24 protein-coding genes are annotated in these 23,859 nt (G+C 44.2%); 23 read left to right on the top strand and 1 reads right to left on the bottom strand.

The window, feature by feature from the left end; genetic code table 11:
* Positions 1 to 53: 53 nt before the first annotated feature.
* The 9 genes from uvrB to EV207_RS14720 all read left to right on the top strand — a co-directional run bounded on the left by uvrB (position 54) and on the right by EV207_RS14720 (position 8,874).
* Positions 54 to 2,030: an excinuclease ABC subunit UvrB gene (gene uvrB, locus EV207_RS14760; protein WP_132746920.1), complete on the top strand. Its 1,977-nt coding sequence runs from the start codon at positions 54 to 56 to the stop codon at positions 2,028 to 2,030.
* Positions 2,031 to 2,035: 5 nt separating this feature from the next.
* Entirely contained in the window at positions 2,036 to 4,903 is a 2,868-nt protein-coding gene (uvrA, locus tag EV207_RS14755) for an excinuclease ABC subunit UvrA (protein WP_132746919.1), read from the top strand.
* A gap of 86 nt (positions 4,904 to 4,989) precedes the next feature.
* Positions 4,990 to 5,175, top strand: coding sequence for a PspC domain-containing protein (locus EV207_RS14750; protein WP_132746918.1), 186 nt, complete (start codon positions 4,990 to 4,992; stop codon positions 5,173 to 5,175).
* Between the two features lie 6 nt (positions 5,176 to 5,181).
* Positions 5,182 to 5,544, top strand: coding sequence for a phage holin family protein (locus EV207_RS14745; protein ID WP_132746917.1), 363 nt, complete (start codon positions 5,182 to 5,184; stop codon positions 5,542 to 5,544).
* 114 nt (positions 5,545 to 5,658) lie between these two features.
* Entirely contained in the window at positions 5,659 to 6,582 is a 924-nt protein-coding gene (gene hprK, locus EV207_RS14740) for an HPr(Ser) kinase/phosphatase (protein ID WP_132746916.1), read from the top strand.
* 86 nt (positions 6,583 to 6,668) lie between these two features.
* Entirely contained in the window at positions 6,669 to 7,481 is an 813-nt protein-coding gene (lgt, locus tag EV207_RS14735; RefSeq protein WP_132746915.1) for a prolipoprotein diacylglyceryl transferase, read from the top strand.
* A 28-nt stretch (positions 7,482 to 7,509) separates the two neighbouring features.
* Positions 7,510 to 8,154 carry a pyrophosphatase PpaX gene (gene ppaX, locus EV207_RS14730; protein ID WP_132746914.1) on the top strand — a complete coding sequence of 215 codons (645 nt, stop codon included), beginning with the start codon at positions 7,510 to 7,512 and terminating at the stop codon, positions 8,152 to 8,154.
* Entirely contained in the window at positions 8,151 to 8,663 is a 513-nt protein-coding gene (locus EV207_RS14725) for an acyltransferase (protein WP_132746913.1), read from the top strand. Before ppaX ends, EV207_RS14725 begins: the two co-directional genes overlap by 4 nt.
* A 16-nt stretch (positions 8,664 to 8,679) precedes the next feature.
* Positions 8,680 to 8,874, top strand: coding sequence for a hypothetical protein (locus tag EV207_RS14720; protein ID WP_243647094.1), 195 nt, complete (start codon positions 8,680 to 8,682; stop codon positions 8,872 to 8,874).
* Between the two features lie 119 nt (positions 8,875 to 8,993).
* Here EV207_RS14720 and cax read toward each other — a convergent pair whose 3' ends face one another.
* Positions 8,994 to 10,052, bottom strand: a complete 1,059-nt coding sequence (gene cax / locus EV207_RS14715; RefSeq protein WP_243647093.1) for a calcium/proton exchanger — start codon at positions 10,050 to 10,052, stop codon at positions 8,994 to 8,996.
* A gap of 287 nt (positions 10,053 to 10,339) precedes the next feature.
* Between cax and EV207_RS14710 the strand changes: the two genes are divergently transcribed.
* From EV207_RS14710 to whiA, 14 genes are all read left to right on the top strand, one after another.
* A complete protein-coding gene (locus EV207_RS14710; RefSeq protein WP_243647092.1) occupies positions 10,340 to 11,524 on the top strand; it encodes an ATP phosphoribosyltransferase regulatory subunit in 1,185 nt (394 codons plus the stop codon).
* A 16-nt stretch (positions 11,525 to 11,540) separates the two neighbouring features.
* Positions 11,541 to 12,197 (top strand): ATP phosphoribosyltransferase, encoded by a 657-nt coding sequence (hisG, locus tag EV207_RS14705; protein ID WP_132746911.1) that lies wholly within the window; start codon positions 11,541 to 11,543, stop codon positions 12,195 to 12,197.
* Positions 12,169 to 13,443: a histidinol dehydrogenase gene (hisD, locus tag EV207_RS14700; protein ID WP_207902959.1), complete on the top strand. Its 1,275-nt coding sequence runs from the start codon at positions 12,169 to 12,171 to the stop codon at positions 13,441 to 13,443. Before hisG ends, hisD begins: the two co-directional genes overlap by 29 nt.
* A 5-nt stretch (positions 13,444 to 13,448) precedes the next feature.
* Positions 13,449 to 14,039, top strand: a complete 591-nt coding sequence (hisB, locus tag EV207_RS14695) for an imidazoleglycerol-phosphate dehydratase HisB (RefSeq protein WP_132746909.1) — start codon at positions 13,449 to 13,451, stop codon at positions 14,037 to 14,039.
* Positions 14,036 to 14,671 (top strand): imidazole glycerol phosphate synthase subunit HisH, encoded by a 636-nt coding sequence (gene hisH / locus EV207_RS14690; protein WP_132746908.1) that lies wholly within the window; start codon positions 14,036 to 14,038, stop codon positions 14,669 to 14,671. Before hisB ends, hisH begins: the two co-directional genes overlap by 4 nt.
* A complete protein-coding gene (gene hisA / locus EV207_RS14685; RefSeq protein WP_132746907.1) occupies positions 14,668 to 15,405 on the top strand; it encodes a 1-(5-phosphoribosyl)-5-[(5-phosphoribosylamino)methylideneamino]imidazole-4-carboxamide isomerase in 738 nt (245 codons plus the stop codon). Before hisH ends, hisA begins: the two co-directional genes overlap by 4 nt.
* Positions 15,395 to 16,153: an imidazole glycerol phosphate synthase subunit HisF gene (gene hisF, locus EV207_RS14680; protein ID WP_132746906.1), complete on the top strand. Its 759-nt coding sequence runs from the start codon at positions 15,395 to 15,397 to the stop codon at positions 16,151 to 16,153. Before hisA ends, hisF begins: the two co-directional genes overlap by 11 nt.
* Positions 16,150 to 16,806 carry a bifunctional phosphoribosyl-AMP cyclohydrolase/phosphoribosyl-ATP diphosphatase HisIE gene (gene hisIE, locus EV207_RS14675; RefSeq protein ID WP_132746905.1) on the top strand — a complete coding sequence of 219 codons (657 nt, stop codon included), beginning with the start codon at positions 16,150 to 16,152 and terminating at the stop codon, positions 16,804 to 16,806. Before hisF ends, hisIE begins: the two co-directional genes overlap by 4 nt.
* Positions 16,807 to 17,037: 231 nt before the next feature.
* A complete protein-coding gene (locus EV207_RS14670; protein WP_132746904.1) occupies positions 17,038 to 18,528 on the top strand; it encodes a tetratricopeptide repeat protein in 1,491 nt (496 codons plus the stop codon).
* 601 nt (positions 18,529 to 19,129) lie between these two features.
* Positions 19,130 to 20,077: a thioredoxin-disulfide reductase gene (gene trxB, locus EV207_RS14665; protein WP_132746903.1), complete on the top strand. Its 948-nt coding sequence runs from the start codon at positions 19,130 to 19,132 to the stop codon at positions 20,075 to 20,077.
* Positions 20,078 to 20,547: 470 nt separating this feature from the next.
* Positions 20,548 to 21,006, top strand: a complete 459-nt coding sequence (locus EV207_RS14660) for an 8-oxo-dGTP diphosphatase (RefSeq protein ID WP_132746902.1) — start codon at positions 20,548 to 20,550, stop codon at positions 21,004 to 21,006.
* Between the two features lie 29 nt (positions 21,007 to 21,035).
* Positions 21,036 to 21,917, top strand: a complete 882-nt coding sequence (gene rapZ, locus EV207_RS14655) for an RNase adapter RapZ (protein WP_424511374.1) — start codon at positions 21,036 to 21,038, stop codon at positions 21,915 to 21,917.
* Positions 21,914 to 22,879: a gluconeogenesis factor YvcK family protein gene (locus EV207_RS14650; protein ID WP_132746901.1), complete on the top strand. Its 966-nt coding sequence runs from the start codon at positions 21,914 to 21,916 to the stop codon at positions 22,877 to 22,879. Before rapZ ends, EV207_RS14650 begins: the two co-directional genes overlap by 4 nt.
* Before the next feature lie 23 nt (positions 22,880 to 22,902).
* Complete coding sequence (whiA, locus tag EV207_RS14645; RefSeq protein ID WP_132746900.1) at positions 22,903 to 23,859, top strand: DNA-binding protein WhiA; 957 nt, start codon at positions 22,903 to 22,905, stop codon at positions 23,857 to 23,859.

The following is a 23,859-nucleotide window of genomic DNA, read 5'->3' as shown; positions in this document are numbered from 1 at the left end:
TCTTGTTAGAATGTGTTATAATTAATGCCATGATATAGTCAATTGGAGGGGCAATGATGGGATTTGATCTCGTTTCAAAATATAAGCCGGAGGGTGACCAGCCCGAGGCCATTCGGCAAATCGTCGAAGGGATTAAACATAATAAAAAACATCAGACCCTGCTCGGAGCAACGGGTACCGGGAAGACATTTACGATGTCCAACGTTATTCAGCAAGTTAACAAACCCACATTAATCATTGCACACAATAAGACACTTGCCGGGCAGCTGTACAGTGAATTTAAGGAATACTTTCCGAATAATGCTGTTGAATATTTTGTCAGTTACTACGATTATTATCAGCCTGAGGCATACATTCCCCAGTCCGATACTTATATAGAGAAGGATTCAAGCATTAATGATGAAATTGACAAACTGAGGCACTCGGCGACCAGCGCATTGTTTGAACGCGACGATGTCATCATCATCGCCAGTGTGTCATGCATTTATGGTTTAGGATCGCCGGAAGAGTACGGAGCCATGGTTCTATCGGTTAGAACGGGTATGGAAAAGGACCGCGATCAAATGTTAAGAGAGCTTGTTGACATTCAATACACACGCAATGATATCAACTTTGTTCGCGGAACATTTCGCGTGCGCGGCGATGTTGTAGAAATATTCCCCGCTTCACGAGACGAGCATTGCCTTCGCGTGGAGTTTTTTGGCGATGAAATTGACAGGATTACAGAAATTGATGCGCTGACCGGGGAAATCATCGGTGACCGTGACCATGTCGCCGTCTATCCGGCATCTCACTTCGTAACAAGAGAAGAAAAAATGAAGATTGCCATTAAAAATATAGAAGCAGAGCTTAATGAATGTTTAAAAGAATTAAAGGATCAAGGCAAGCTTTTAGAGGCCCAGCGCCTTGAGCAAAGAACGCGGTATGATCTTGAGATGATGGAGGAAATGGGATTTTGCTCCGGCATTGAAAACTATTCACGACATCTCACCTTGAGAGAAGCCGGTTCAACTCCGTATACCCTCCTGGATTATTTCCCTGAGGATTTTCTGATTATCGCAGATGAATCACATGTAACAATGCCACAGATCCGGGGTATGTACAATGGTGACCAAGCGCGGAAAAGTGTGTTGGTAGACCATGGATTCCGCTTGCCGTCCGCTAAGGATAACCGGCCGTTAAAATTTGAGGAGTTTGAAGACCATGTCCACCAGCTTGTTTTCGTTTCCGCAACACCAGGCCCTTATGAAATGGAACATGCGCCTGATGTTGTGGAACAAATTATTCGGCCGACTGGATTATTGGATCCGACAATCGATGTCCGCCCGATCGAAGGGCAAATCGATGATCTGCTGGGGGAAATCAACAAGCGGACAGAGAAAAGTGAGCGTGTGTTAGTGACAACTTTGACCAAGAAAATGGCCGAAAATCTAACGGATTATTTAAACGACATGGGGGTTAAAGTGCGCTATCTCCATTCAGAAATCAAAACACTGGAACGGATTGAAATCATTCGTGATTTAAGGATGGGCACCTTTGATGTTCTTGTAGGAATCAACCTGTTAAGGGAAGGGCTGGACATACCTGAAGTGTCACTTGTCGCCATTTTAGATGCTGATAAAGAAGGATTTCTGCGCTCAGAAAGGTCGCTTATTCAAACAATGGGACGGGCAGCGCGCAATGCCAGCGGCCGTGTGATCATGTACGCCGACCGCATCACGAATTCCATGCGTGTTGCGATAGATGAGACTGAGCGGCGCCGGGAGGTTCAGTCAGAGCATAACCAGAAATATGGCATCACACCGATGACCATTAATAAGTCTATCCCTGATCTCATTCGGGCCACACACGCAGCAGAAGAGACTGAAGTGTATGATGATAAGCCTGATTTGTCTAAAATGAGTAAGACAGAGCGGAAAAAGGTCATAAATAATTTGGAGAAGGAAATGAAAGAGGCTGCAAAGGGGCTTGATTTTGAAAAAGCTGCCGAGTTGCGGGATGTTATTTTGGAATTAAAAGCGGAAGGATGACCTCCATGGGATTAGAAAATATCGTGATTAAAGGTGCGCGTGAACATAATTTAAAAAATATCGATATCACCATCCCCCGGGACAAACTTGTGGTCCTTACCGGTTTGTCTGGTTCGGGGAAATCGTCGCTTGCCTTTGATACAATTTACGCTGAAGGGCAAAGGCGTTATGTTGAATCACTATCGGCCTACGCGCGGCAGTTTCTTGGCCAAATGGATAAACCGGATGTTGATGCGATCGAAGGATTGTCACCGGCTATTTCTATTGACCAAAAGACGACAAGCCGCAATCCTAGGTCAACTGTAGGAACGGTAACTGAGATATATGATTATTTGAGATTGCTGTTTGCACGGATAGGACATCCGGTTTGTCCGAACCATGGTATTGAAATCAGCTCACAAACGATTGAGCAAATGGTTGACCGGATTTTGGAATATCCCGAACGGACAAAAATGCAGATCCTTGCTCCCATTGTATCAGGCCGCAAAGGTGAGCATGTTAAAGTGCTCGAGGATATGAAAAAAAAGGGTTACGTTAGGGTCCGTGTCGACGGTGAGCTTAGGGAGATCGCCGATGAAATCAAGCTTGAGAAAAACAAAAAGCATAACATTGAAGTAGTGATTGACCGGATTATTGTCAAAGACGGCATCCAGTCTAGGCTTGCTGATTCTTTGGAGGCTGCGGTGAGGCTGGCGGATGGCAGGGTGATCGTCGATATCATCGACGGTGAGGAACTGCTTTTCAGTGAACATCATGCCTGTCCATACTGCGGTTTTTCAATCGGTGAGCTTGAACCGCGGCTCTTTTCATTTAATAGTCCATTCGGGGCGTGTCCTGCTTGTGACGGTTTAGGGACGAAGCTTGAAGTCGATGCCGATCTCGTTGTTCCGGATTGGGATAAATCGCTAATAAACCATGCGATTGCACCTTGGGAGCCGACAAGTTCACAATACTACCCACAGCTATTGAAAAGTGTCTGCGATCATTATGGCATCGATATGTATGTTGCTGTTAGCAAACTGCCGAAAAGTCAGATGGATAAAATTTTATATGGAAGCGGTAAAGAGCGGATTCTTTTCACGTATGAGAATGATTTCGGTCAGGTAAAGGAAAGCAATATCACCTTCGAAGGTGTTTTGAACAATATTAGCCGCCGTTACAAAGAAACCGGTTCAGATTATATTCGTGAACAAATGGAGGGGTACATGACCAAGAAACCTTGCCCGACATGCAGCGGATACCGGTTGAAGCCCGAAGCACTTTCGGTAAAGGTTGGCGGCAGACATATTAGTGAGGTCACTGATCAATCCATAAGAGATGTTCAAGCCTATTTTGACGGATTGGATTTAACAGAAAAAGAGCAAACGATTGCTCGGTTAATCTTAAGGGAAATCATTGAGAGAACCGGCTTCCTAGTAAATGTCGGCTTGGATTATCTAACACTAAGCCGCGCGGCCGGGACATTGTCCGGCGGCGAAGCGCAACGAATCAGACTAGCTACCCAGGTCGGATCGCGGTTGATGGGTGTGCTTTACATTCTCGATGAACCCTCCATTGGTTTGCATCAGAGGGATAACGACCGATTAATACAAACACTGATAAGAATGCGGGAGCTTGGCAATACGCTGCTAGTTGTTGAACATGATGAGGACACGATGCTTGCCGCAGATCATATTATCGATATTGGACCAGGTGCGGGGGCGCATGGAGGCTATATTACAGCGCAGGGCTCACCGGACGAATTAATGAAGGATCCACAATCTTTAACAGGAAAGTATTTAGCCGGCGTTAAATTTATTCCCGTTCCATTTGAAAGAAGGAAGCCGGCAAAACGTGTGATTAAGGTGATTGGCGCCAGTGAAAATAACCTTAAAAATATCAGTGTTGACTTCCCTCTTGGGTTATTCACATGTGTGACAGGTGTATCAGGTTCTGGCAAAAGCACGCTTGTGAATGATATTTTGTTTAAAAGTTTGGCGCAAAAGCTTCATGGCAGAAAAGATAAGCCGGGGCAGCACCAGAAGGTTAAAGGTATCGACAATCTCGACCGTGTAATTGACATAGATCAATCGCCGATCGGCAGGACACCCCGTTCAAATCCGGCAACATACACAGGTGTGTTCGATATGATTCGCGAGGTTTTCGCGCAAACGAATGAAGCAAAAATTAGAGGCTATAAAAAAGGCCGTTTTAGTTTTAATGTCAAAGGCGGCCGCTGTGAAGCATGCCGGGGTGACGGGATTATAAAAATCGAAATGCATTTCCTTCCGGATGTTTATGTGCCATGCGAAGTTTGTAAGGGCAAACGTTATAATCGGGAAACACTTGAAGTAACATATAAAGGTAAAACGATTTCTGATGTATTGGATATGACTGTTGAACAAGCCTTGGAATTTTTTGAGAATATCCCAAGGATCAAAAGGCGTATTGAACCGCTTTACGACGTGGGCCTTAGTTATATGACACTTGGACAGCCCGCCACGACATTGTCAGGCGGTGAGGCGCAGCGTGTGAAGCTCGCATCGCAACTTTATCGCAGGACCAAGGGCCGAGCGCTTTATATTTTAGATGAACCGACAACTGGTCTTCATGTTGATGATATTTCACGCTTGCTTGACGTATTGCAGCGGCTCGTCGATAATGGGGATTCTGTTCTCGTTATTGAGCATAATCTTGATGTGATCAAAACAGCCGATTACCTGATTGATCTTGGACCCGAAGGCGGGGATGGCGGGGGAACGATTGTCGTCACAGGTTCGCCGGAAAAGGTCGCTGAGACACTTGAATCCTATACCGGGCGCTACCTGCAGCCTATTTTAGAGCGGGACAAATTACGGATGGAGAAACGCATTAAAGAAAAACAAACTGTTTGATCTTAAATCCTAATCGGGCGCTGGTTTTCTAAGAGCAGTTTAAACAAGCGCCCATTTCATTTTGGTTTGAATGAGGTGTGATACTCATGAAGAAGCTTTATCGGTCTAAGAAAAATCGAATATTAACAGGAATTTTGGGAGGACTCGGCGAATATACTAATGTCGATCCGACGGTTGTCCGAATCATTTTTATGGTATTATTAATACCATTTTTACCGTTAGTACTCGTCTACTTTATTTCGACCTTTATTATCCCTGAAGAAAGTTCGTGATGGTATTTGTTTAAGAATTGGATCATTAACATCATTGTCAATACGATCGTTCTCGTTGTTATCGCAGGATACATTGATTCGTTTCATTTAAACGGTGTTTCTTCTGCACTGATTGCAAGCATTATTCTTTCGATACTCAACCTGATTGTGAAACCGATCCTTGTCATTTTAACGCTGCCGGTAACGGTATTTACATTGGGCCTTTTCCTTTTTGTGATTAATGCAATAACATTATGGATTACGGCTGGTATTATGGGACCGGATTTTAAAATTGATGGCTTTGGCACCGCATTATTGGCTGCGGTTATCATGGCTGTTTGCAACGTCATCATCCAAACATTAATTATTAAGCCGCTGCGGAAGAAATAACCCGCAGCTTTTTCCTGTTTGGGTTAATCTAAAAACATGCTAAAATAAACATAGGCTTTTACCCAAGGCCTGCGGGATGAAGGACTGACCAGCAAGAGAGAGTAGGGGATAACGATGGGAAAAGTAAGAGTAAGCGAGCTAATTGAGCATTTTGATTTAAAGCTCGTAAGCGGTGAAAAAGGGATTGAACGTGAGATTGTTACGAGCGATATTTCGAGGCCGGGTTTAGAAATGGCCGGCTTTTTTACTTATTATCCTGCAGAACGCATGCAATTGCTTGGCAAAACTGAGCTGTCTTTTTTCGGTGCTTTATCAAAAGAAGATCGACTGGAAAGAACAGCTAAGCTTTGCAGTGATGAAACTCCATGTATTGTCGTGTCAAGGGGATTAGACATACCCCAAGAACTAATTGATGCGGCTCATGCGAGTAATGTGCCGCTCTTAAGCTCCAGTTTAAAAACAACAAGACTGAGTGGATTAGTGACAAATTATCTTGAAACACGGCTCGCTCCAATGACATCTGTTCATGGTGTGCTCGTCGATGTTTATGGCGTTGGTGTGCTGTTAACAGGTGACAGCGGTGTTGGCAAAAGTGAGACGGCTTTGGAACTTGTCAAAAGAGGCCACCGCCTTGTTGCTGATGATTCGGTAGAGATCAGACAAGCGGGTGAAAATGAATTAGTAGGAAACGCACCCGAATTAATTCAACATTTGCTTGAGATCCGCGGGCTGGGGATTATTAACGTGATGACTTTGTTTGGTGCAGGTGCTGTAAGAAATTATAAAAAGGTTTCATTGATTATTCATCTTGAGTTTTGGAATCCGGAAAAAATGTATGACCGTCTTGGTTTGGAGGAAGATCACACTCAAATGGTGGACACGCCTCTGCCAAGATTAACACTGCCGGTTCGTCCCGGAAGAAACCTCGCAGTCATCGTAGAAGTGGCATCAATGAACTTTAGACTGAAAAAGATGGGTGTTCATGCGGCCAAACAATTTTCTGACCGCCTAAATGATGCATTAAAAGAAAATAAATAACTGACGGAATAAGTACAACTAGGCCTCTGGCTGGGCCTATAAAAGGCCGGCCAATCGCCCAGTTTGAATATAAGGGAGTGAGTTAAATGAATCAGGATATTCAGCCTTTAAATCGGGCCGCTCTTGAATTCGGTCCATTTCATATTTATTGGTACGGGATCATCATTGCCGCCGGTGCCCTGTTGGGTTTAATTCTGGCAATGAGAGAGGGGAAGCGGCGCGGTTTCCCAAATGATACTTTCATTGATTTAATTTTATTTGCTGTGCCGATTTCGATCGTTTGCGCGAGATTATATTATGTTATCTTCGAATGGCAATATTATTCCCAGCATCCCTCTGATATTATTGCGGTATGGCACGGGGGGATTGCCATTCACGGCGCTTTAATTGGAGCAGTGGGAACAGCAATTGTTTATTGTAAAATAAAGAAGATTTCCTTCTGGAAGCTCGCGGATATTGCTGCCCCAAGCGTAATTCTTGGACAAGCTATCGGACGTTGGGGTAATTTTATGAACCAGGAGGCTCACGGTGGTGAGGTAACAAGACAATTTTTGGAAAAACTCCATCTGCCAAAGTTTATCATTAATCAAATGTACATAGATGGGGCCTATTACGCACCGACCTTTTTATATGAATCACTTTGGGACTTTCTTGGGTTCGTCCTATTAATGCTGTTAAGAAAGGCGAACTTAGGGCGCGGACAAATGTTTATGATTTACGTGATCTGGTATTCCGTAGGCAGGTTTTATGTGGAAGGCTTAAGGACTGACAGCCTGATGCTAACGAGTACACTAAGGATGGCTCAAGTGATTTCGATTGTGCTCATTGTTCTTTGTATTTGTATTTGGATTTATCGCCATGTAAGAGGTTATTCTAAAGTGAGGTATTTAGATCAATAGCTTTTAAAGGGAAAGGGAGTGCATCCGTATGATCAAAACACTATTATTTGATTTGGACGGAACGTTAATTAACACCAACGAGCTTATCATCGCTTCTTTTACACATACATTAGAACATTATTACCCTGGGCGGTTCACGAGACAAGACATCATTGCCTTTATCGGGGAACCCCTGGAGGAAAGCTTCAGCAGAATTGATGAAGAACGGACAGATGACATGGTGGCAATGTACAGGGAGCATAACCACCGCATGCATGATTCCCTGGTTACTGAGTTTCCCCATGTCTATGAAACCCTAGGTATACTGGCTGAGCAAGGATTCAAACTTGGAATTGTGACGACAAAAAGGCGTAAGACCGTGTTAATGGGATTAAAACTTGCAAAGCTCGAGGAGTTTTTTGATGTTGTTGTGACTATCGATGATGTTGACAATGCCAAGCCGCATCCTGAGCCGGTTTTACGTGCAATGAAAGCGCTGAATGCTGATGTGACATCAACCGTAATGATCGGTGACAGCCCATATGATATTCAATCAGGAAAAAATGCCAATGTCTTAACAGTTGGCGTCGCTTGGAGTATTAAAGGCCGTGCTGTTATAGAAAGTGAAAAGCCTGATTTTGTTATAGACGATATGGCAGAGCTCCTTGATATCGCAGGCGCCGCGGTGAAATGAGACGTACGGCGCGTTATAAAGTAGAGGGTCCCAACTCTTTATGGCAGCTGTATAAGACAGTTCCTTTTTGGAAGGTTGTCAAAAATTTTATGGTCATTCAAATCGGCCGTTATACACCATCTGTCAAATTAAAACGCTGGCTTTATCGGACGTTTCTGAAAATGGACATTGGAGAAAGCGCAGCCCTCGCCGTCATGGTGATGCCGGATATTATGTATCCCGAGTATATTACCATCGGGGCGAATACAGTAATTGGCTACAACACAACACTGCTCGCTCATGAATATCTTATTGATGAATATCGATTAGGGAAAATTCATATTGGCAATCGGGTCATGGTCGGCGCAAACAGTACGATTTTGCCCGGCATCATTATTGGTGATGGTGCGGTTGTTTCCGCAGGAACGCTTGTTCATAAGGATGTCCCTGAGGGCGCATTTGTCGGGGGGAACCCGATGCAATTGATCTATACCAAGGAAGAACAAAGGGAGCGTAAGAATAGGGATTAACAGAGGGGGATATGCGGTGAATGAAGAAATCATTGACCACTATCATTGCTGTGCATCATGCCGCCATTTTCGTATCCAGACAGGAGAAGGCAAAAGGGTGACGATGTGTTCCCGGCTTGGCTATGAAACAAAACCGGGTTATCAATTTAATTGTTGGGACCCGAAGCCCCGTGTCAAGCGGGCAATGGAACGAAAACTGAATAAAGGGTAGAAAAAGGTGTCTGACAATGTGTGCCAGACACTTTTTTCTCGTTTAAATAACAGAATCTGAGTCCTAAATTGGATGAGTGAAGCTGTTATTCCAGTTTGGAAGTTCTTTCGCGTCTCTTATTAAAGTAAGAAAAACCCAAATCCCATAATGAGGTAGGCTGCTAAGAGGATGGCGCCTTCAAACCAGTTGGTGTCTCCATCATTGGTAATGGCAATCGTTAGGAAAACAGCTAGGATCATTACGATAAGCTCCGGCACTGAGAAAATCAGCGGCATAAATGTCGGGAACGCGAGTGACAGCAAAACAAGCAGAGGTGCAACAAACATGGCGATCTGCAAGGTTGAACCTATGGCAATTTCTACTGTCACCGTCATACGGTTCTTGTAAGCCATCAGAATAGCCGAAGCATGTTCTGCCGCATTGCCGACGATAGCAACAATTATGACCCCGATAAACAATTCCGTCCACCCAAACGATTTGGCAACAGGCTCGAAGGTATGGACAAGATTTTCACTAATATAACCAACAGCGATTGTTGCTCCAGCCAGAACGGTGATCGCCTTCCAAGCGCTCCACTCGGGTTCCTCTTCACCGTCATGTTCAGCCTCATCCGCCGATTGTTTATAAACACCCCGATGTGTGACAAGCTTGAAAAATAACGCAGCCAAATAAATAATAATCATGACAATTGAAATTCCAATGCTTAAAATTTTGGCGTCAGCTTCCCCAAGCTCCATGGAAAAAATTAGCGGGAAAACAAAAGAAACAACAATAGCAAAGATCAGCATCCCCGCATTATGCCTTGCCTCGTAAATATTAAAGCGCTGGCGTTTATATTTTAAACCGCCAACGAAAAAGGACAGCCCTCCAACCAAAAGCAGGTTGCCGATGATCGAGCCTGTAATTGAAGCCAGCACAACGTTGATCAAACCCGCTTTTATGGCAAAAATTGAAATGATCAATTCCACCGCATTTCCGAACGTTGCATTCAGCAGCCCGCCAATTGATGGGCCTGCAACAATAGCTAAGCTTTCGGTAGCCCGGCCCATAAAGCTTGCCAGCCCAACAATCGTAACGCAGTCCAATATAAACATTAAAATCGGCGGCCAATGCAAGAAACTTCCGACAACTGAAACGGGTACACCAATAATAATCAAAATTAAAAATATCCGGTTCAACGTTTTACCTCCTTCATTCCTTTTCCCGTAAATAATAATGCATTTGATATGTAGTTTTTTTTCAATAAACATGAAAGATAACCAAAAAAAGGGGCACTCTTATTATAATACTTTAAGAATGATTATATAAGGTAAATTGGAAAAGTCTGATTTAGTATAAAATGGCGCTTTTCTTTAAAAAACTATTGACAGATAACAAGAGTTCTTGTAATATACAATTTATCTTTATTGTATTAGCATATTAGCGAACTAAAGCATTTGGATTATTAAATATAAGGATGATAGCTATGACAACACCCTTCATGTTTGAAAAACCGTTGGGCCTGCGCGACACATTGCCCGCAGTGCAAAGCATTCTTAATAAAATAAAGCAGGAATGCCACACAGAGGTTGAAAAGTGGGGATATGATTTTATGGCAACGCCGGCTTTAGAATACGATGACACCGTTGGAAGGGTTTCAGCGATCACAAATAATCAGCTTTTCAAACTGCTTGATCGCCAGGGACATACGGTTGTTCTAAGACCTGATATGACAGCCCCCATTGCCCGTGTCGCTGCATCAGGCCTAAAAGAGCATCCGTTGCCGCTGCGCCTCGCCTATACAGCAGCGTTATTTCGCGCTCAACAAAATGAAGGCGGCCGTCCGAGTGAGTTTGAACAGATTGGCGCTGAACTTATAGGGGACGTCACACCGTATGGCGATGCTGAAATGATTGGTCTTATGGTCAAATTGTTAAAACTAAGTGGACTGGAAAATATAAGCATAGCAGTAGGGCATATCGGATTTGTTGATGCCTTGCTGAAGGACGTTGCACCCGACCAGGACTGTGTCAATAAGCTGAAGAACTTTTTATATGAAAAAAATGACGTTGGTTTTAAGGAATATACGTCTTCTTTAAAGTTATCCAAGGACAATAGAAAACGGCTGTTGACCTTCGTTGAATCAAGGCGGTGTGACAATCAAGAGACACTTGCTGCAATACAAGAGCTGCTTCCACAGCCATACGGCCAAAAGGTTTATCAAGACGCAACTGAACTATTAAGGCTGTTAAAGGTCTACGGTGTGAGTGACATGATTGATTTGGATGTGACATTAGTCAGTCACCTCAGCTACTATACTGGCTTTGTTTTCGAAGGATATGGCGGGAACGGCGGCTTTGCTGTATGCAGCGGAGGCAGGTATGATGAATTGCTGGCAAAATTCGATCGGCCGGCACCTGCCACAGGCTTTGGCATTCGCCTTGATCGGCTGATGGAAGCAGTCGGGTTTGTTTCTAAGGAATCGTACTCAACAAAAACGGCAGTTATTTTCAGTCCGGAGCATTATGCGGAGGCCTATTATACCGCAACCAAAATGCGTTCCGAGGGGGAAGCTGTCGTCTTGCAGGAGCAAACTGGCATTGCGGATTTGAAAACATATACAAAAGGATTCGACCGCGTTTTATTCTATACAGAAAACAGCAAGAGCTGATGAAAGGGGTGATTTTATGTCTGAAACACTGACCATTGCTATGCCCAAAGGCCGGATATTTGAAGAGGCAGCGGACCTTTTAAAAAAGGCCGGATACGAGCTTCCCGTTGAAATAGAAAAATCACGAAAGCTTATTTTAACGGAGGAGTTGACCGGCTTCCGTATCATTTTAGCAAAACCGATGGATGTTCCGACATACGTTGAACATGGTGTGGCGGATCTTGGCATTGCTGGGAAGGATGTTTTACTTGAAGAAAAAAGGGATGTCTATGAGGTTCTTGATCTTGGCATTAGTGTTTGCCGTCTAGCCGTGGCAACCCTTCCCGATTTAAAGCCGGACCCCGTCATGCCAAAGATAGCGACAAAATATCCACATGTTGCCTCAAGATTTTTCCGGGAACAAGGTGAGCAGGTTGAGATCATTACATTGAACGGATCCATCGAGCTTGCTCCGCTGATTGGACTCGCGGACCGTATCGTTGATATCGTATCAACAGGGCGGACACTAAAGGAAAATGGTTTGGTTGAGACAGAAAAATTAGCGGACATAACATCAAGGCTGATCATTAACCCAGTAAGTTACAGGTTAAAGAAAAATAAAATTGACGCGATGATCAAAAGCCTGTCAGCGGTTGTGGAGGGAAATGCTTATGCAATGGATCGAAAACGGTGATTTGTCTTTTTTAGATAACAGGGGCATGAATGGATTCTTGGAGTATGAAAAGGCGGTAAGGGAAATTATCGCTAAGGTCAGAGTGAACGGTGATAAAGCATTGCTTTCGTATACTAAGCAATTTGATCACGTTGATTTAGAAACGTTGCATGCTGACAGCGAACACATTGCAACAGCCTATAGGGATCTGCCGGGCACTTTCATAGAGGTGATAAAAGAAGCAGCGGGCAATATTCGCAGCTTTCACGAGAAACAGAAACCTGATTCATGGGATGTGACACATGCTGACGGGTCACGCCTTGGACAAAGGGTCACCCCCTTGGATGCTGTCGGAGTGTATGTTCCGGGCGGAACAGCCGCCTATCCATCCTCTGTATTAATGGGCGCTATTCCCGCACTCGTTGCCGGTGTCAAAAGAATAGTGCTCGTATCCCCGCCACAGAAGAATGGGGAAATTTCTGATGGTGTGCTTGCTGCAGCTAATGAAATCGGCATAAAAGAAATCTATCAGGTTGGCGGCGCCCAGGCTATCGCGGCCTTGGCATACGGGACTGAGACCATAAAACCGGTAGATAAAATTGTCGGCCCGGGAAACATCTATGTTACGGCAGCGAAAAAAGAAGTATTCGGGACCGTGGCCATTGATAGTTTGGCAGGCCCAAGTGAAATCGTTATTTTAGCGGACGATTCAGCAAACCCTGATTGGCTAGCAGCAGATTTGCTTTCCCAAGCCGAGCACGATCCTTTATCAATGGCTATTCTTGTGACCACATCAAAATCGCTCGGAAAAGCGGTAGAAAGTCATATTCAGAAGCAGGTCCGAAGCCTCCCGAGAGCGGAGATTGCCAAAAAGTCATTAGACGACTTCGGGAAAATTATCCTCGTTGAAGACTATGATGATGGCATTAAAACGGTCAACAAACTGGCACCAGAGCATTTAGAGATTGTTGTTACAAACCCGGAACAGATTCTGCCGGAAGTTAGGCATGCAGGTGCCATTTTCATAGGAGCTTATAGCTCAGAGCCGGTCGGAGATTATTTTGCCGGACCGAATCATATCATACCGACGAATCGAACGGCGAGGTACTCAAGTCCTTTAAGTGTAGAAAGCTTTGTTAAAAGATCAAGCATTATCCAATACAGTTTTGAGGCTATGCAAAACAACGGCCGCAAGATTGCCGAATTTGCCCGGTATGAAGGGTTAGAGGCTCATGCCCGGGCGATTGAAAAAAGGATCCAGGAGTGATTTGAATGACCCGAGACAGCCAAATAGAAAGAACGACATCTGAAACAACCATTGCGTTAAAATTCGACATTGATGGGGAAGGGATCGCTGCGATCGAAACAGGTGTCCCCTTTCTGACGCACATGCTGGATTTATTCACAAAACACGGACTATTTAATTTAAAGGTTAAGGCATCGGGTGATACTGAAGTTGATGACCATCATACAACTGAGGATGTTGGGATTTGCCTCGGACAGGCACTCAAGCAAGCCCTTGGCGATAAAAAAGGGATAAGGCGTTATGGGCACGCCGTAGTCCCTATGGACGATGCCCTTGCGGAGGTTGTTATCGATTTAAGTGACCGTCCTCATTTTGAATGCCGTGGGGAAATCCCCTCACAAAAGGCAGGAACATTTGATACCGAACTTGTCGATGAATTTCTTTGGAAGCTTGCTCTTGAGGCAAGAATGAATCTTCACGTGATCATCCATTACGGCAAGAATACCCATCACATCATCGAAGCTGTCTTTAAAGCATTGGGCAGGGCGCTTGATTCCGCAACACAGATGGACCCAAGGGTGAAAGGGATTCCTTCCACGAAAGGGACACTCGGATGATCGGCATACTGGATTATGGCATGGGTAATCTTCACAGTGTTTGTTCAGCGTTGAAACGTTTGCATGTTCCCTACATTGTTTCATCTAACCATGATGAATTAAGACAATCAAACGGAATAATCCTTCCCGGCGTTGGAGCATTTCGGGATGCTATGGTTTGTCTAAAAAGGGACGGACATATTGCCTTTTTGCGGGAATATGCAGAGAGCAAACCAATGCTGGGGATTTGCCTCGGTATGCAGCTGCTCTTTGATGAAAGTGAGGAAAACGGGCTTACACCGGGATTATCCTTATTAAAAGGACGGGTCATTCGATTTACAGGAAGTGATGTGATGCGTGAGACATATAAAGTGCCGCATATGGGATGGAATCACCTTGATTTTAAAAAGCCTGAGTCGCCGCTTCTCCAAGGTCTTTCAGAGGACTATGCCTATTTTGTCCATTCCTATTATGTCATGACGTCTGATGAAAGCTTATTGATTGCTACGGCCGGATACCATGTTGAGGTGCCAGCCATAGTAGGCAAAGGCCATGTTTTCGGCACCCAATTTCACCCGGAAAAAAGCGGACCGAGTGGACTGGCCATATTAAAGAACTTTTGCAGTTTAGCACAAGGGGGAGTTAGGACATGACATTTACAATATATCCGGCAATTGATCTCCGCGGCGGGAAGTGTGTCCGCCTATATCAAGGTGATTTTCGTCAAGAAACGGTATATCATGATGAGCCGATAGAAATGGCTCGTTCATTTTATGAACAAGGAGCAGAATGGCTTCATCTCGTCGATTTGGATGGTGCAAGATCCGGCAAACCGGTAAATGCCGATATCATCAAAGACATTTCCGCAGCTGTGCCGGTCAAAGTTGAGGTCGGGGGCGGAATTAGATGTATTGAAAATGTTGAGGATTATTTAAAGGCAGGGGTTGACCGGATTATCCTTGGCAGCTCGGCTATTTCTGATCCGGAATTTGTAAAAGAGGCACTAAGGCGGTTTCCGGAACAGGTTGCGATTGGCATCGATGCCAGGGATGGCAGGGTCGCTGCGGAAGGATGGCTCAAAACGTCTGATGTGTCAGCTGTTGATTTAGGAAAAGAACTGGCAGCTGCGGGCGCGAAAACCTTTATTTATACGGATATTTCCCGTGATGGGGCTCTAAAAGGGCCGAACGTGGAGGAAATACAGAGCTTCGCACAAGCAACGGGACAACAAGTGATTGCCTCTGGGGGCGTCTCGGCAATTAGTGATGTGAAGGAGCTTGCTGCCAATGTGTCAGCCGGCATTGCTGGAGCGATCATCGGCAAGGCGCTTTACACGAATGTTTTAACATTGGCGGATGCTTTAGAGGTGGCAAACCATGCTGGCTAAGAGAATCATCCCCTGTTTGGATGTCAAGGATGGCCGGGTTGTTAAAGGCATTCAGTTTGAAGCATTACAAGAAGCCGGAGACCCTGTTGAACTCGCCAAATTTTATAATCGTGAAGGGGCTGATGAGCTCGTATTCCTTGATATTTCTGCATCTTCTGAAGGGCGCGAGACAATGGTTGATGTTGTTCGCCGCGTGGCTGAGCAATTATCCATCCCTTTTACAGTAGGCGGCGGCATAAAGACTTTGGATGATATCAAGCGCATGTTAAGAGCAGGGGCTGATAAGGTATCATTAAACTCATCAGCCGTTCTTAATCCAAGGTTGATTGAAGAAGGTGCCGCATACTTTGGCAGCCAATGTATTGTTGTTGCAATTGATGCGAAATATCATCCCGCAACAGAAAGCTACCATGTGTACACTCATGGCGGGAAACAATTAACCGAGCTTGATGCTATTGAGTGGGCGCAAAAGGCCGTCACATGCGGAGCGGGGGAAATTTTGCTGACGAGCATGGATAAGGACGGCGAGAAATCAGGCTTCCATAGGGAGCTGACACGGGCCGTCAATGATGCAGTCAGTGTCCCGGTCATTGCGTCCGGCGGGGCTGGCAAGGCTAAGGATTTTTACGATGTTTTTACGGATGCTCATGCTGATGCGGCATTGGCCGCCTCTATTTTTCACTTTAAGGAAACATCGATCAGCCATGTAAAGGACTACTTAAAAGCTAAAGGAGTCGTTGTAAGATGACATTAGACAATCTTCAATATGATAGTGACGGCTTAATTCCGGCGGTTGTTCAGGATGCACAGAGCAAAGAAGTGCTGACCGTCGCTTATATGAATCGGGAATCGGTAAAGAAATCGCTTGAAACTGGTGAAACATGGTTCTTCAGCCGTTCTCGTGGGGAGCTATGGCATAAAGGCGCAACATCGGGAAACAAACAGGCGATTGTTGATATTCGCTTTGATTGTGACAAAGACGCTTTAGTTGTAAAAGTGGATCCCCAAGGTCCAGCTTGTCACACAGGTTCATATAGCTGTTTTTCAGGATCTTTATTTGAAGAGCGGGATGAGAAAGATGGCGAGCTTAGTGGAGGACGATTTGACATTTTGAACGAACTTGAGGAAACTATTGCCAAAAGGGAAACTGAAAGACCTGAAGGGGCATACACGACGTATCTTTTCGATGAAGGTGTGGACAAAATCCTAAAAAAGGTCGGGGAAGAAGCGGCCGAAGTCATCATTGCCGCTAAAAACCGTTCAGTCGAGGAACTTGAATGGGAAGCAGCGGATTTATTGTATCACCTCATGGTTCTTCTAAGGGAACAAAAGGTAGGCTTGGATCAAATCTTGAAAGTGCTGGAAAAACGGCATCACTCAACTGCCGAGGCTGGAAATTAAGCTTCGGCTCTTTTGGTTAATCAGAAAGTATAACTTTCAGACGCACATAAGTGCACTGGCTAAAGACGTAACATCCTATTACAACGCCAGTACTAGCACGTCCTGTGCGCCGCAACTACTAATTAACAAAGTTCCAATAAAAAGTATGATTGGTGTCCTTACTTAAAAGCATATGTGTGTTATACTTTTAAAAGAATAAATTTGTCGTTTGATACGGAGGACGTCGTCGATATGAAATCGGAACGGATGTCAAAAAAAGCACGTGTGATTACCTTTCATCCAGATGGAGAATATTACTTTCAAAAAGGAATCACGGCTTATCAAAAGGGGGATTTGCTGCGGGCTTCCAAATATGTAGACCGGGCGATCGCTTTTGAACCAGAAGAAACAGAATACTTATGCCAACAGGCCGCAATATTGTCAGAGCTGGAGGAATATGAAGCGTCGATCGATATATTGCGAAAAGTTGTTATGGAATTAGATGAACATTTAACGGAATGTTATTTTTTTATGGCCAACAATTACGCCTATCTTGGGCGGTTTGAAGAAGCTCTTAAGGAAGTTCGGACTTATATATCCCTAGAGCCTAAAGGCGGTTTCATTCAGGAAGCAAGAGAGCTTTATAAGCTCCTGACGATCGAATCCGGCGGCCTGCACGAGGAAGATGAAGGCTATGTTGCCGAGCATGAGAAAGGACGCCAGGCTCTGGAACGGGGACAATATAAAAAGGCGGTCACGTTGTTTAAAAAAGTGATTGTGGACAGACCATCATTTTGGGCGGCTTATAATAATCTCGCCGTTGCCTATTACTCCCAAGGTAACACACCACAAGCTTACAAGACGATCGAAAGGGTTTTAGAGCAGGATCCGGGTAATGTGCATGCTTTGTGCAATTTGACTACTTTTTACTATCAGCTTAATGAAACGGAAAAGCTTGAAGCATTGCTTCCAAAGATTGATAGTTTGTATCCATTTTTCCCTGAACACCGCAGTAAGCTTGGATCAACCTATCTATTTATAGGTGAATATGAAAAAGCCTTTCATTGGCTGATGTCTGCAGAAAAGGCAGGCATTTACGGAGATCAGGCATTTTATTTTTGGCTTGCACTTGCCAGCTTTCGTGTCGGGCTAAAGGAGCTTGCCATACGGACCTGGAATCAAGCAAATTTCTTTAAGGATCAGCCATTCCACCCATACCAATACGGAAAAGTCAGGGAAATGTTTCTTGCCGATGATGCCAAGGATAATCCTATGGTCCGTTCACTTGTGCATCAGCAGCTTGCGGAAGCAGACAGCAGTACTCATAAGGTCTATTCGCTCTTTTATCTTAGATATTTAGGTGATCAAGCTGCCTATGACCAAATCAAGGCGATAAGCCAAACTAAGGAAAGCCCGCTTGTTAGTGCCATTGCCGCTCGCTTATTAAAGTCAAATGATGACAGCGTTGATATTATGCTGATTCTTGAGGAGCATTTTGGCAATAGCCGGCCGATGATGCAGTATTGTGATTTGTATGGATGGTGGGCGATTGTCTTTGATTTGATTCAGACTGATGATGACATTGAAGCCAAAGCTTGGGCAGCAGCGCTGGCCTATCTTTGGAAAAAGGAAAACGAGATGGCCGAGACCCAATCTCGGATCGCCAAACAATTTGACACGACGGTTTATCAGTTAAGAAAGCATGTTAACCGCCTGCGTGACGGGTTGGACGATCTTAGTTAACAACCGGAATGAGCAGCAACAAGCAGCGTTTTAATAGAAAACCCGCCGCGCTAAATCCTGGAGGGTTTTCTTTGATGTTCAGGAAAAAAAGGCCGCCGTGTGGCTAACTCATTGTGACTTTTGGGTGTTTGCCCGTATATTTTTCCCTTTACCCAAATAGGGAGATACATTTCTTGTGAATTGCGATAAATTGGAAACAGAAACATCTGCTTTTATTTTATCGGACCGTCATTCCGCTATTTGTGCCAAAATGCTATATTTGATGATCGAATAGGACTGTGGTTCCGTTATTCGGGGATTTAAGGGGTCAAATGAGTGGATTTTGAGCAAATAATGGAATCTAAGTCCTATAATGAATGAGTGAAGCTTTTATTGTAGTTTGTAAGGTCATCGGTCATCGTCCGCGCTATGTTCGATAATGACTTAACTAAATATGGTGTGTAAAAATAAAATAATTCCTTCTCTAATTTCCCCTGAGCAAATTTGTAGACGACACGTGGCGTCTCTTATAGCATAGAATTGTAATTAGAAGAAAAAATAAAATGCACAGAAGATGGTTAACATGGGAATGATCCATCATCTTGTAAAGGAATGATCTGACATGACAACAGAAAAAATTTATGACGTGATCATTGCAGGCGCAGGACCTGCCGGAATGACAGCTGCTGTGTATGCCTCCCGTGCCAATTTAGATACACTGATGATTGAACGCGGTATTCCAGGTGGGCAAATGGCTAATACCGAGGATGTTGAAAATTACCCTGGTTTTGAGCAAATCCTGGGACCCGACCTCTCAAACAAAATGTTTGAGCACGCGAAAAAGTTCGGTGCGGAATATGCCTACGGCGATATTAAAGAAATCCGGGACGGTGAAGATTACAAAACTGTTGTGGCCGGGAATAAGGAATATAAGGCCTTGTCGGTTATTATTGCAACCGGTGCGGAATATAAAAAAATTGGTGTCCCTGGTGAACAAGAACTCGGCGGACGCGGTGTTTCTTACTGTGCGGTTTGTGATGGCGCCTTTTTCAAAAATAAAGAGCTGATTGTTGTTGGCGGCGGCGATTCTGCCGTTGAAGAAGGCGTTTACCTTACCCGCTTTGCAAAGAAAGTCACTATTGTTCACCGCCGTGATGAATTAAGGGCACAAAAGATATTGCAGCAACGCGCATTTGACAATGAAAAAATCGACTTTATTTGGAATCACACTGTAAAAGAAATTCATGATGTAAACGGCAAGGTCGGCAAGGTCACTTTAGTAAATACTCAGGATGGCACAGAGCAGGATATGGCTATTGACGGCGTATTCATTTATATTGGCATGCTGCCGCTAAATCAGTCCGTATTAAATCTCGGCGTAACGAATGAAGCCGGATATGTCGTCACAAATGAACAAATGGAGACAAAAGTCCCTGGGATTTTCGCAGCAGGCGACATCCGCGAAAAAGAACTTCGTCAAATTGTAACAGCTACTGGAGATGGGAGTATCGCTGCTCAATCTGCTCAAAAGTTTGTCGAAGGGTTTAAAGAAAAGTCAAAAGTCTCATGACTTTAATACGTAAAAGCCTTAAAAAGTTACCCTCCCTTAATCCAGTTGTAACACGGATGAAATATACATGGGTTATAGTAGTAAATAAGAAATTGACCCCCTTTTAATAAAATTTTTTTAAGACATGGGCTTCCGCGCTCATGTCTCTTTTTTTACCTTAAAAAACCCGTTTACACCGAGGAATGGCCCTAAAGAAAACTCGCCGATTGGCGAGCCTTTGGTGAAGACAGAGGCGTAGTTGCGACGCATAGGACGTGCTAGTACTGGCGTTGTAACAGGATGTTACGCCTTTAGCCAATGCACTTATGTGCGTCAGAAAGGCTACTACTGCCTGCCACCTCGTCTACGGTGCCTTGCGACGAAGCGAAGTGGAGGAGCACTATACTTTCTGATTAACCTATGAAAAACAAGGTGTCTGTCTCTTTGTGAAGGCCAATTGTTTTTAGTATAATAAAACAGAGGTGAGTCTTGTGCAAAGAGTAACCAACTGTTTATTACAAAAAGACGATCATGTCTTAATGTTAAAAAAACCAAGACGGGGCTGGTGGGTGGCGCCCGGCGGGAAGATGGAAAGCGGAGAATCCGTCAAGGATACCGTGATTCGTGAATTCCGGGAAGAAACAAGCCTTTACTTGCAAAACCCTGTATTAAAAGGTATTTTTACGTTTGTCATAAAGGAAGGTGAACACATCGTTTCCGAATGGATGATGTTTACTTTTTATGCAGACCAATTCGAAGGCCAAATGGTGGAAAAAAGTGTGGAAGGTGATCTGGAATGGCAGCAGACTGACCATTTTCAAGAATTGCCGATGGCAGAGGGTGACCGTCATCTCCTGGACTATGTCCTGCGCGGTCACGGCATGATCTTTGGCACCTTTCATTACTCACCAGATTTTGAGCTTTTAAGTTATAGATTGGACCCAAGCTAGATCATGTTTTTACAACAAAGGGGGTAGGAATGATGAGTGAAGATATTCAAGTTGTCATTATAACAGGGATGTCTGGGGCGGGGAAGACAGTTGCGACCCAAAGCTTTGAAGACCTCGGCTTTTTCTGCATCGATAATTTGCCTCCGACACTGCTGCCAAAGTTCATTGATCTTATTGAGGAATCAGGCGATAAACTAAATAAGCTTGCTCTAGTGATGGATTTGCGCGGCAGAGAATTTTTCGATTCGCTTTTTGAATCCATTGACGGATTGAGCAAAAACGAAAATATTAAGCCCAAAATTCTTTTTTTGGATGCAAAGGATCAGGTGCTTGTTCGCCGCTACAAAGAGACAAGACGGACCCATCCTCTGTCACCAACAGGGCGGCCTGTTGAAGGGATCAAGCTTGAGCGTGATATGCTCGAACAAATGAAAGGCATTGCGCAAAATTATATAGATACCACCGAGTTAAAGCCGGCAGAGCTGCGTGAAAAAATCATAAGTCAATTCAGCAGTAACAAAACACAGTCTTTCTGTGTCAACGTGCTGTCTTTTGGTTTTAAATACGGCATACCTATCGACGCCGACCTTGTCTTTGATGTCCGTTTTTTACCAAATCCATATTATATTGAACATATGAGGGACAGGACGGGATTAGAAGCCGATGTAGCTGATTATGTTTTTAAATGGACGGAAGCAAAACAATTTTTGCAGAAATTAATGGATTTGTTAACCTTCATGCTGCCGCAATATAAGCGTGAAGGCAAAAGACAGCTCGTTATCGCCATCGGCTGTACGGGAGGAAAGCATCGTTCTGTTGCTTTAGCGGAGCAGATTGCCCGAAACATCTCATCAGACTATCCGACACATGTTTCCCACCGTGATGTCACCAAAGGAAACATTAAGTTATGACAAAGCAATATAAAGTGGTAGCTATTGGCGGTGGAACCGGTTTATCGGTCCTCCTTAGGGGTTTGAAGAAGCAGCCATTGGATATTACTGCTATTGTAACTGTGGCAGACGATGGCGGAAGCTCTGGGCTTTTGCGCAATGAGCTGCAGATTCCTCCCCCCGGAGACATTCGTAATGTCCTTGTCGCATTGTCCGAAACCGAACCAATGTTCGAACAATTATTGCAACATCGGTTTGAAAATGGCAACGGACTTAGCGGCCATTCACTCGGCAACCTTTTAATTGCCGCATTAACATCGATTACTGGCGATTTCGTGATGGGAATACGGGAATTAAGCCGAATTTTAAATGTGAAGGGCAAGGTGCTTCCTGCGGCAAACCAGAGCATTGTATTGGGCGCGGTGATGAGTGACGGCTCAATCGTTGAAGGTGAATCACAAATCCCAAAATCCAACAAAAAAATCGAACGCGTTTTTTTAAAGCCTAGGAACATCGAGCCTCTGCCCGAAAGTATCGAGGCAATCCGCGAGGCTGATCTGATTGTCCTCGGACCTGGAAGTCTGTATACAAGTGTATTACCAAATTTATTGGTTCCTGAACTGGCGCACGAAATAGGCAAAGCGAAGGCGAAGAAGGTCTATATTTGCAACGTGATGACCCAACTTGGGGAGACTGACCGATTTTCTGCATCAGACCATGTTAAGGTACTGATGGATCATGTATCGGATGATTTTCTGGATTATGTCATCGTCAATAACACGACGATCCCGAAACGCATTCAAGATCGCTATGCGTTAGAAGGCGCCCGTCCGGTCATGCATGACAAAAAGAAATTGCAGGAGCTGGGGTTAAATATTGTTAGTGATCGCATTATTAAATATGATCATTCAGTCATAAGACACGATGAAGAAATTGTCACAAAGTGGCTCATGTCACTTTTGCCGGCTATTAAAGTCAGGTAAAGCAAAATTTAAGGGGTGGACCCATGTCTTTTGCAGCCGAAACAAAAAAGGAACTCACCCAGATGGACGTCAAGGCATGCTGCGCTAAATCGGAGCTTGCTGCTTTAATCCGAATGAATGGTTCCATATCTATTATGAATAAACAATTAAGTCTAGATATTTCAACAGAAAATGCAGCGATCGCAAGGCGAATATATACGCTAATAAAAAAGAGTTATGATTATTCAATTGAATTGCTTGTCAGACGAAAAATGCGGTTGAAAAAAAATAATGTTTACATCGTCAGGGTTAAGGAACATGCGAAAGCAATGCTGCACGATTTGAAAATTATAGATGATCACCTTATGTTCACAAGAGAGATAGACCCGTCATTGATTAGGAAGCCATGCTGCCGCCGCTCCTATCTGCGGGGCGCCTTTCTGGCAGGAGGTTCGCTCAATCATCCCGAGTCCTCATATCACCTTGAGATTTTTTCAAGCTACGAAGAATATACAAAGTCACTTGCTGAATTAATGAATCGCTTTGATTTGAATGTAAAGATGTTGCCGCGGAAAAACGGTTATATCATTTACATGAAAGAGGGCGAAAAGATTACCGAATTTTTGAGTATCATTGGCGCCCATCAGGCCCTTCTTTATTTTGAAGATATCAGGATTGTTAAAGACATGCGAAATTCAGTGAACCGTCTCGTGAACTGTGAAACAGCCAATTTGAATAAAACGGTCAGCGCTGCAATGAAGCAAATTGAGAATATTCGTCTCATTGAGCAAGAAATGGGACTTGACCAGCTGCCCGAGAGGCTAAGAGAAATTGCTGAGTTAAGGGTCAAGCATCCTGATGTCACACTTAAAGAGCTTGGGGAACTGGTACAGGGTGAACGAATTAGTAAATCTGGCATTAATCACCGCTTCCGCAAAATTGAAGCGATTGCCGATAAAATACGAAAAGGGGTGCCTATTCTAAAAGGAAAAGGCATATAG

The organism is Scopulibacillus darangshiensis, assembly GCF_004341035.1.
Classification (GTDB): domain Bacteria; phylum Bacillota; class Bacilli; order Bacillales; family Sporolactobacillaceae; genus Scopulibacillus; species Scopulibacillus darangshiensis.
The sequence above is the reverse complement of the archived record's forward strand: the minus strand, read 5'-3'. Positions and strand labels throughout refer to the sequence as shown.

Coding starts and splice junctions, on each gene's coding strand:
- uvrB (WP_132746920.1), top strand. CDS start 54: ATGATGGGATTTGATCTCGTTTCAAAATATAAGCCGGAGGGTGACCAG.
- uvrA (WP_132746919.1), top strand. CDS start 2,036: ATGGGATTAGAAAATATCGTGATTAAAGGTGCGCGTGAACATAATTTA.
- EV207_RS14750 (WP_132746918.1), top strand. CDS start 4,990: ATGAAGAAGCTTTATCGGTCTAAGAAAAATCGAATATTAACAGGAATT.
- hprK (WP_132746916.1), top strand. CDS start 5,659: ATGGGAAAAGTAAGAGTAAGCGAGCTAATTGAGCATTTTGATTTAAAG.
- lgt (WP_132746915.1), top strand. CDS start 6,669: ATGAATCAGGATATTCAGCCTTTAAATCGGGCCGCTCTTGAATTCGGT.
- ppaX (WP_132746914.1), top strand. CDS start 7,510: ATGATCAAAACACTATTATTTGATTTGGACGGAACGTTAATTAACACC.
- EV207_RS14725 (WP_132746913.1), top strand. CDS start 8,151: ATGAGACGTACGGCGCGTTATAAAGTAGAGGGTCCCAACTCTTTATGG.
- EV207_RS14710 (WP_243647092.1), top strand. CDS start 10,340: ATGACAACACCCTTCATGTTTGAAAAACCGTTGGGCCTGCGCGACACA.
- hisG (WP_132746911.1), top strand. CDS start 11,541: ATGTCTGAAACACTGACCATTGCTATGCCCAAAGGCCGGATATTTGAA.
- hisD (WP_207902959.1), top strand. CDS start 12,169: ATGCTTATGCAATGGATCGAAAACGGTGATTTGTCTTTTTTAGATAAC.
- hisB (WP_132746909.1), top strand. CDS start 13,449: ATGACCCGAGACAGCCAAATAGAAAGAACGACATCTGAAACAACCATT.
- hisH (WP_132746908.1), top strand. CDS start 14,036: ATGATCGGCATACTGGATTATGGCATGGGTAATCTTCACAGTGTTTGT.
- hisA (WP_132746907.1), top strand. CDS start 14,668: ATGACATTTACAATATATCCGGCAATTGATCTCCGCGGCGGGAAGTGT.
- hisF (WP_132746906.1), top strand. CDS start 15,395: ATGCTGGCTAAGAGAATCATCCCCTGTTTGGATGTCAAGGATGGCCGG.
- hisIE (WP_132746905.1), top strand. CDS start 16,150: ATGACATTAGACAATCTTCAATATGATAGTGACGGCTTAATTCCGGCG.
- EV207_RS14670 (WP_132746904.1), top strand. CDS start 17,038: ATGAAATCGGAACGGATGTCAAAAAAAGCACGTGTGATTACCTTTCAT.
- trxB (WP_132746903.1), top strand. CDS start 19,130: ATGACAACAGAAAAAATTTATGACGTGATCATTGCAGGCGCAGGACCT.
- rapZ (WP_424511374.1), top strand. CDS start 21,036: ATGATGAGTGAAGATATTCAAGTTGTCATTATAACAGGGATGTCTGGG.
- EV207_RS14650 (WP_132746901.1), top strand. CDS start 21,914: ATGACAAAGCAATATAAAGTGGTAGCTATTGGCGGTGGAACCGGTTTA.
- whiA (WP_132746900.1), top strand. CDS start 22,903: ATGTCTTTTGCAGCCGAAACAAAAAAGGAACTCACCCAGATGGACGTC.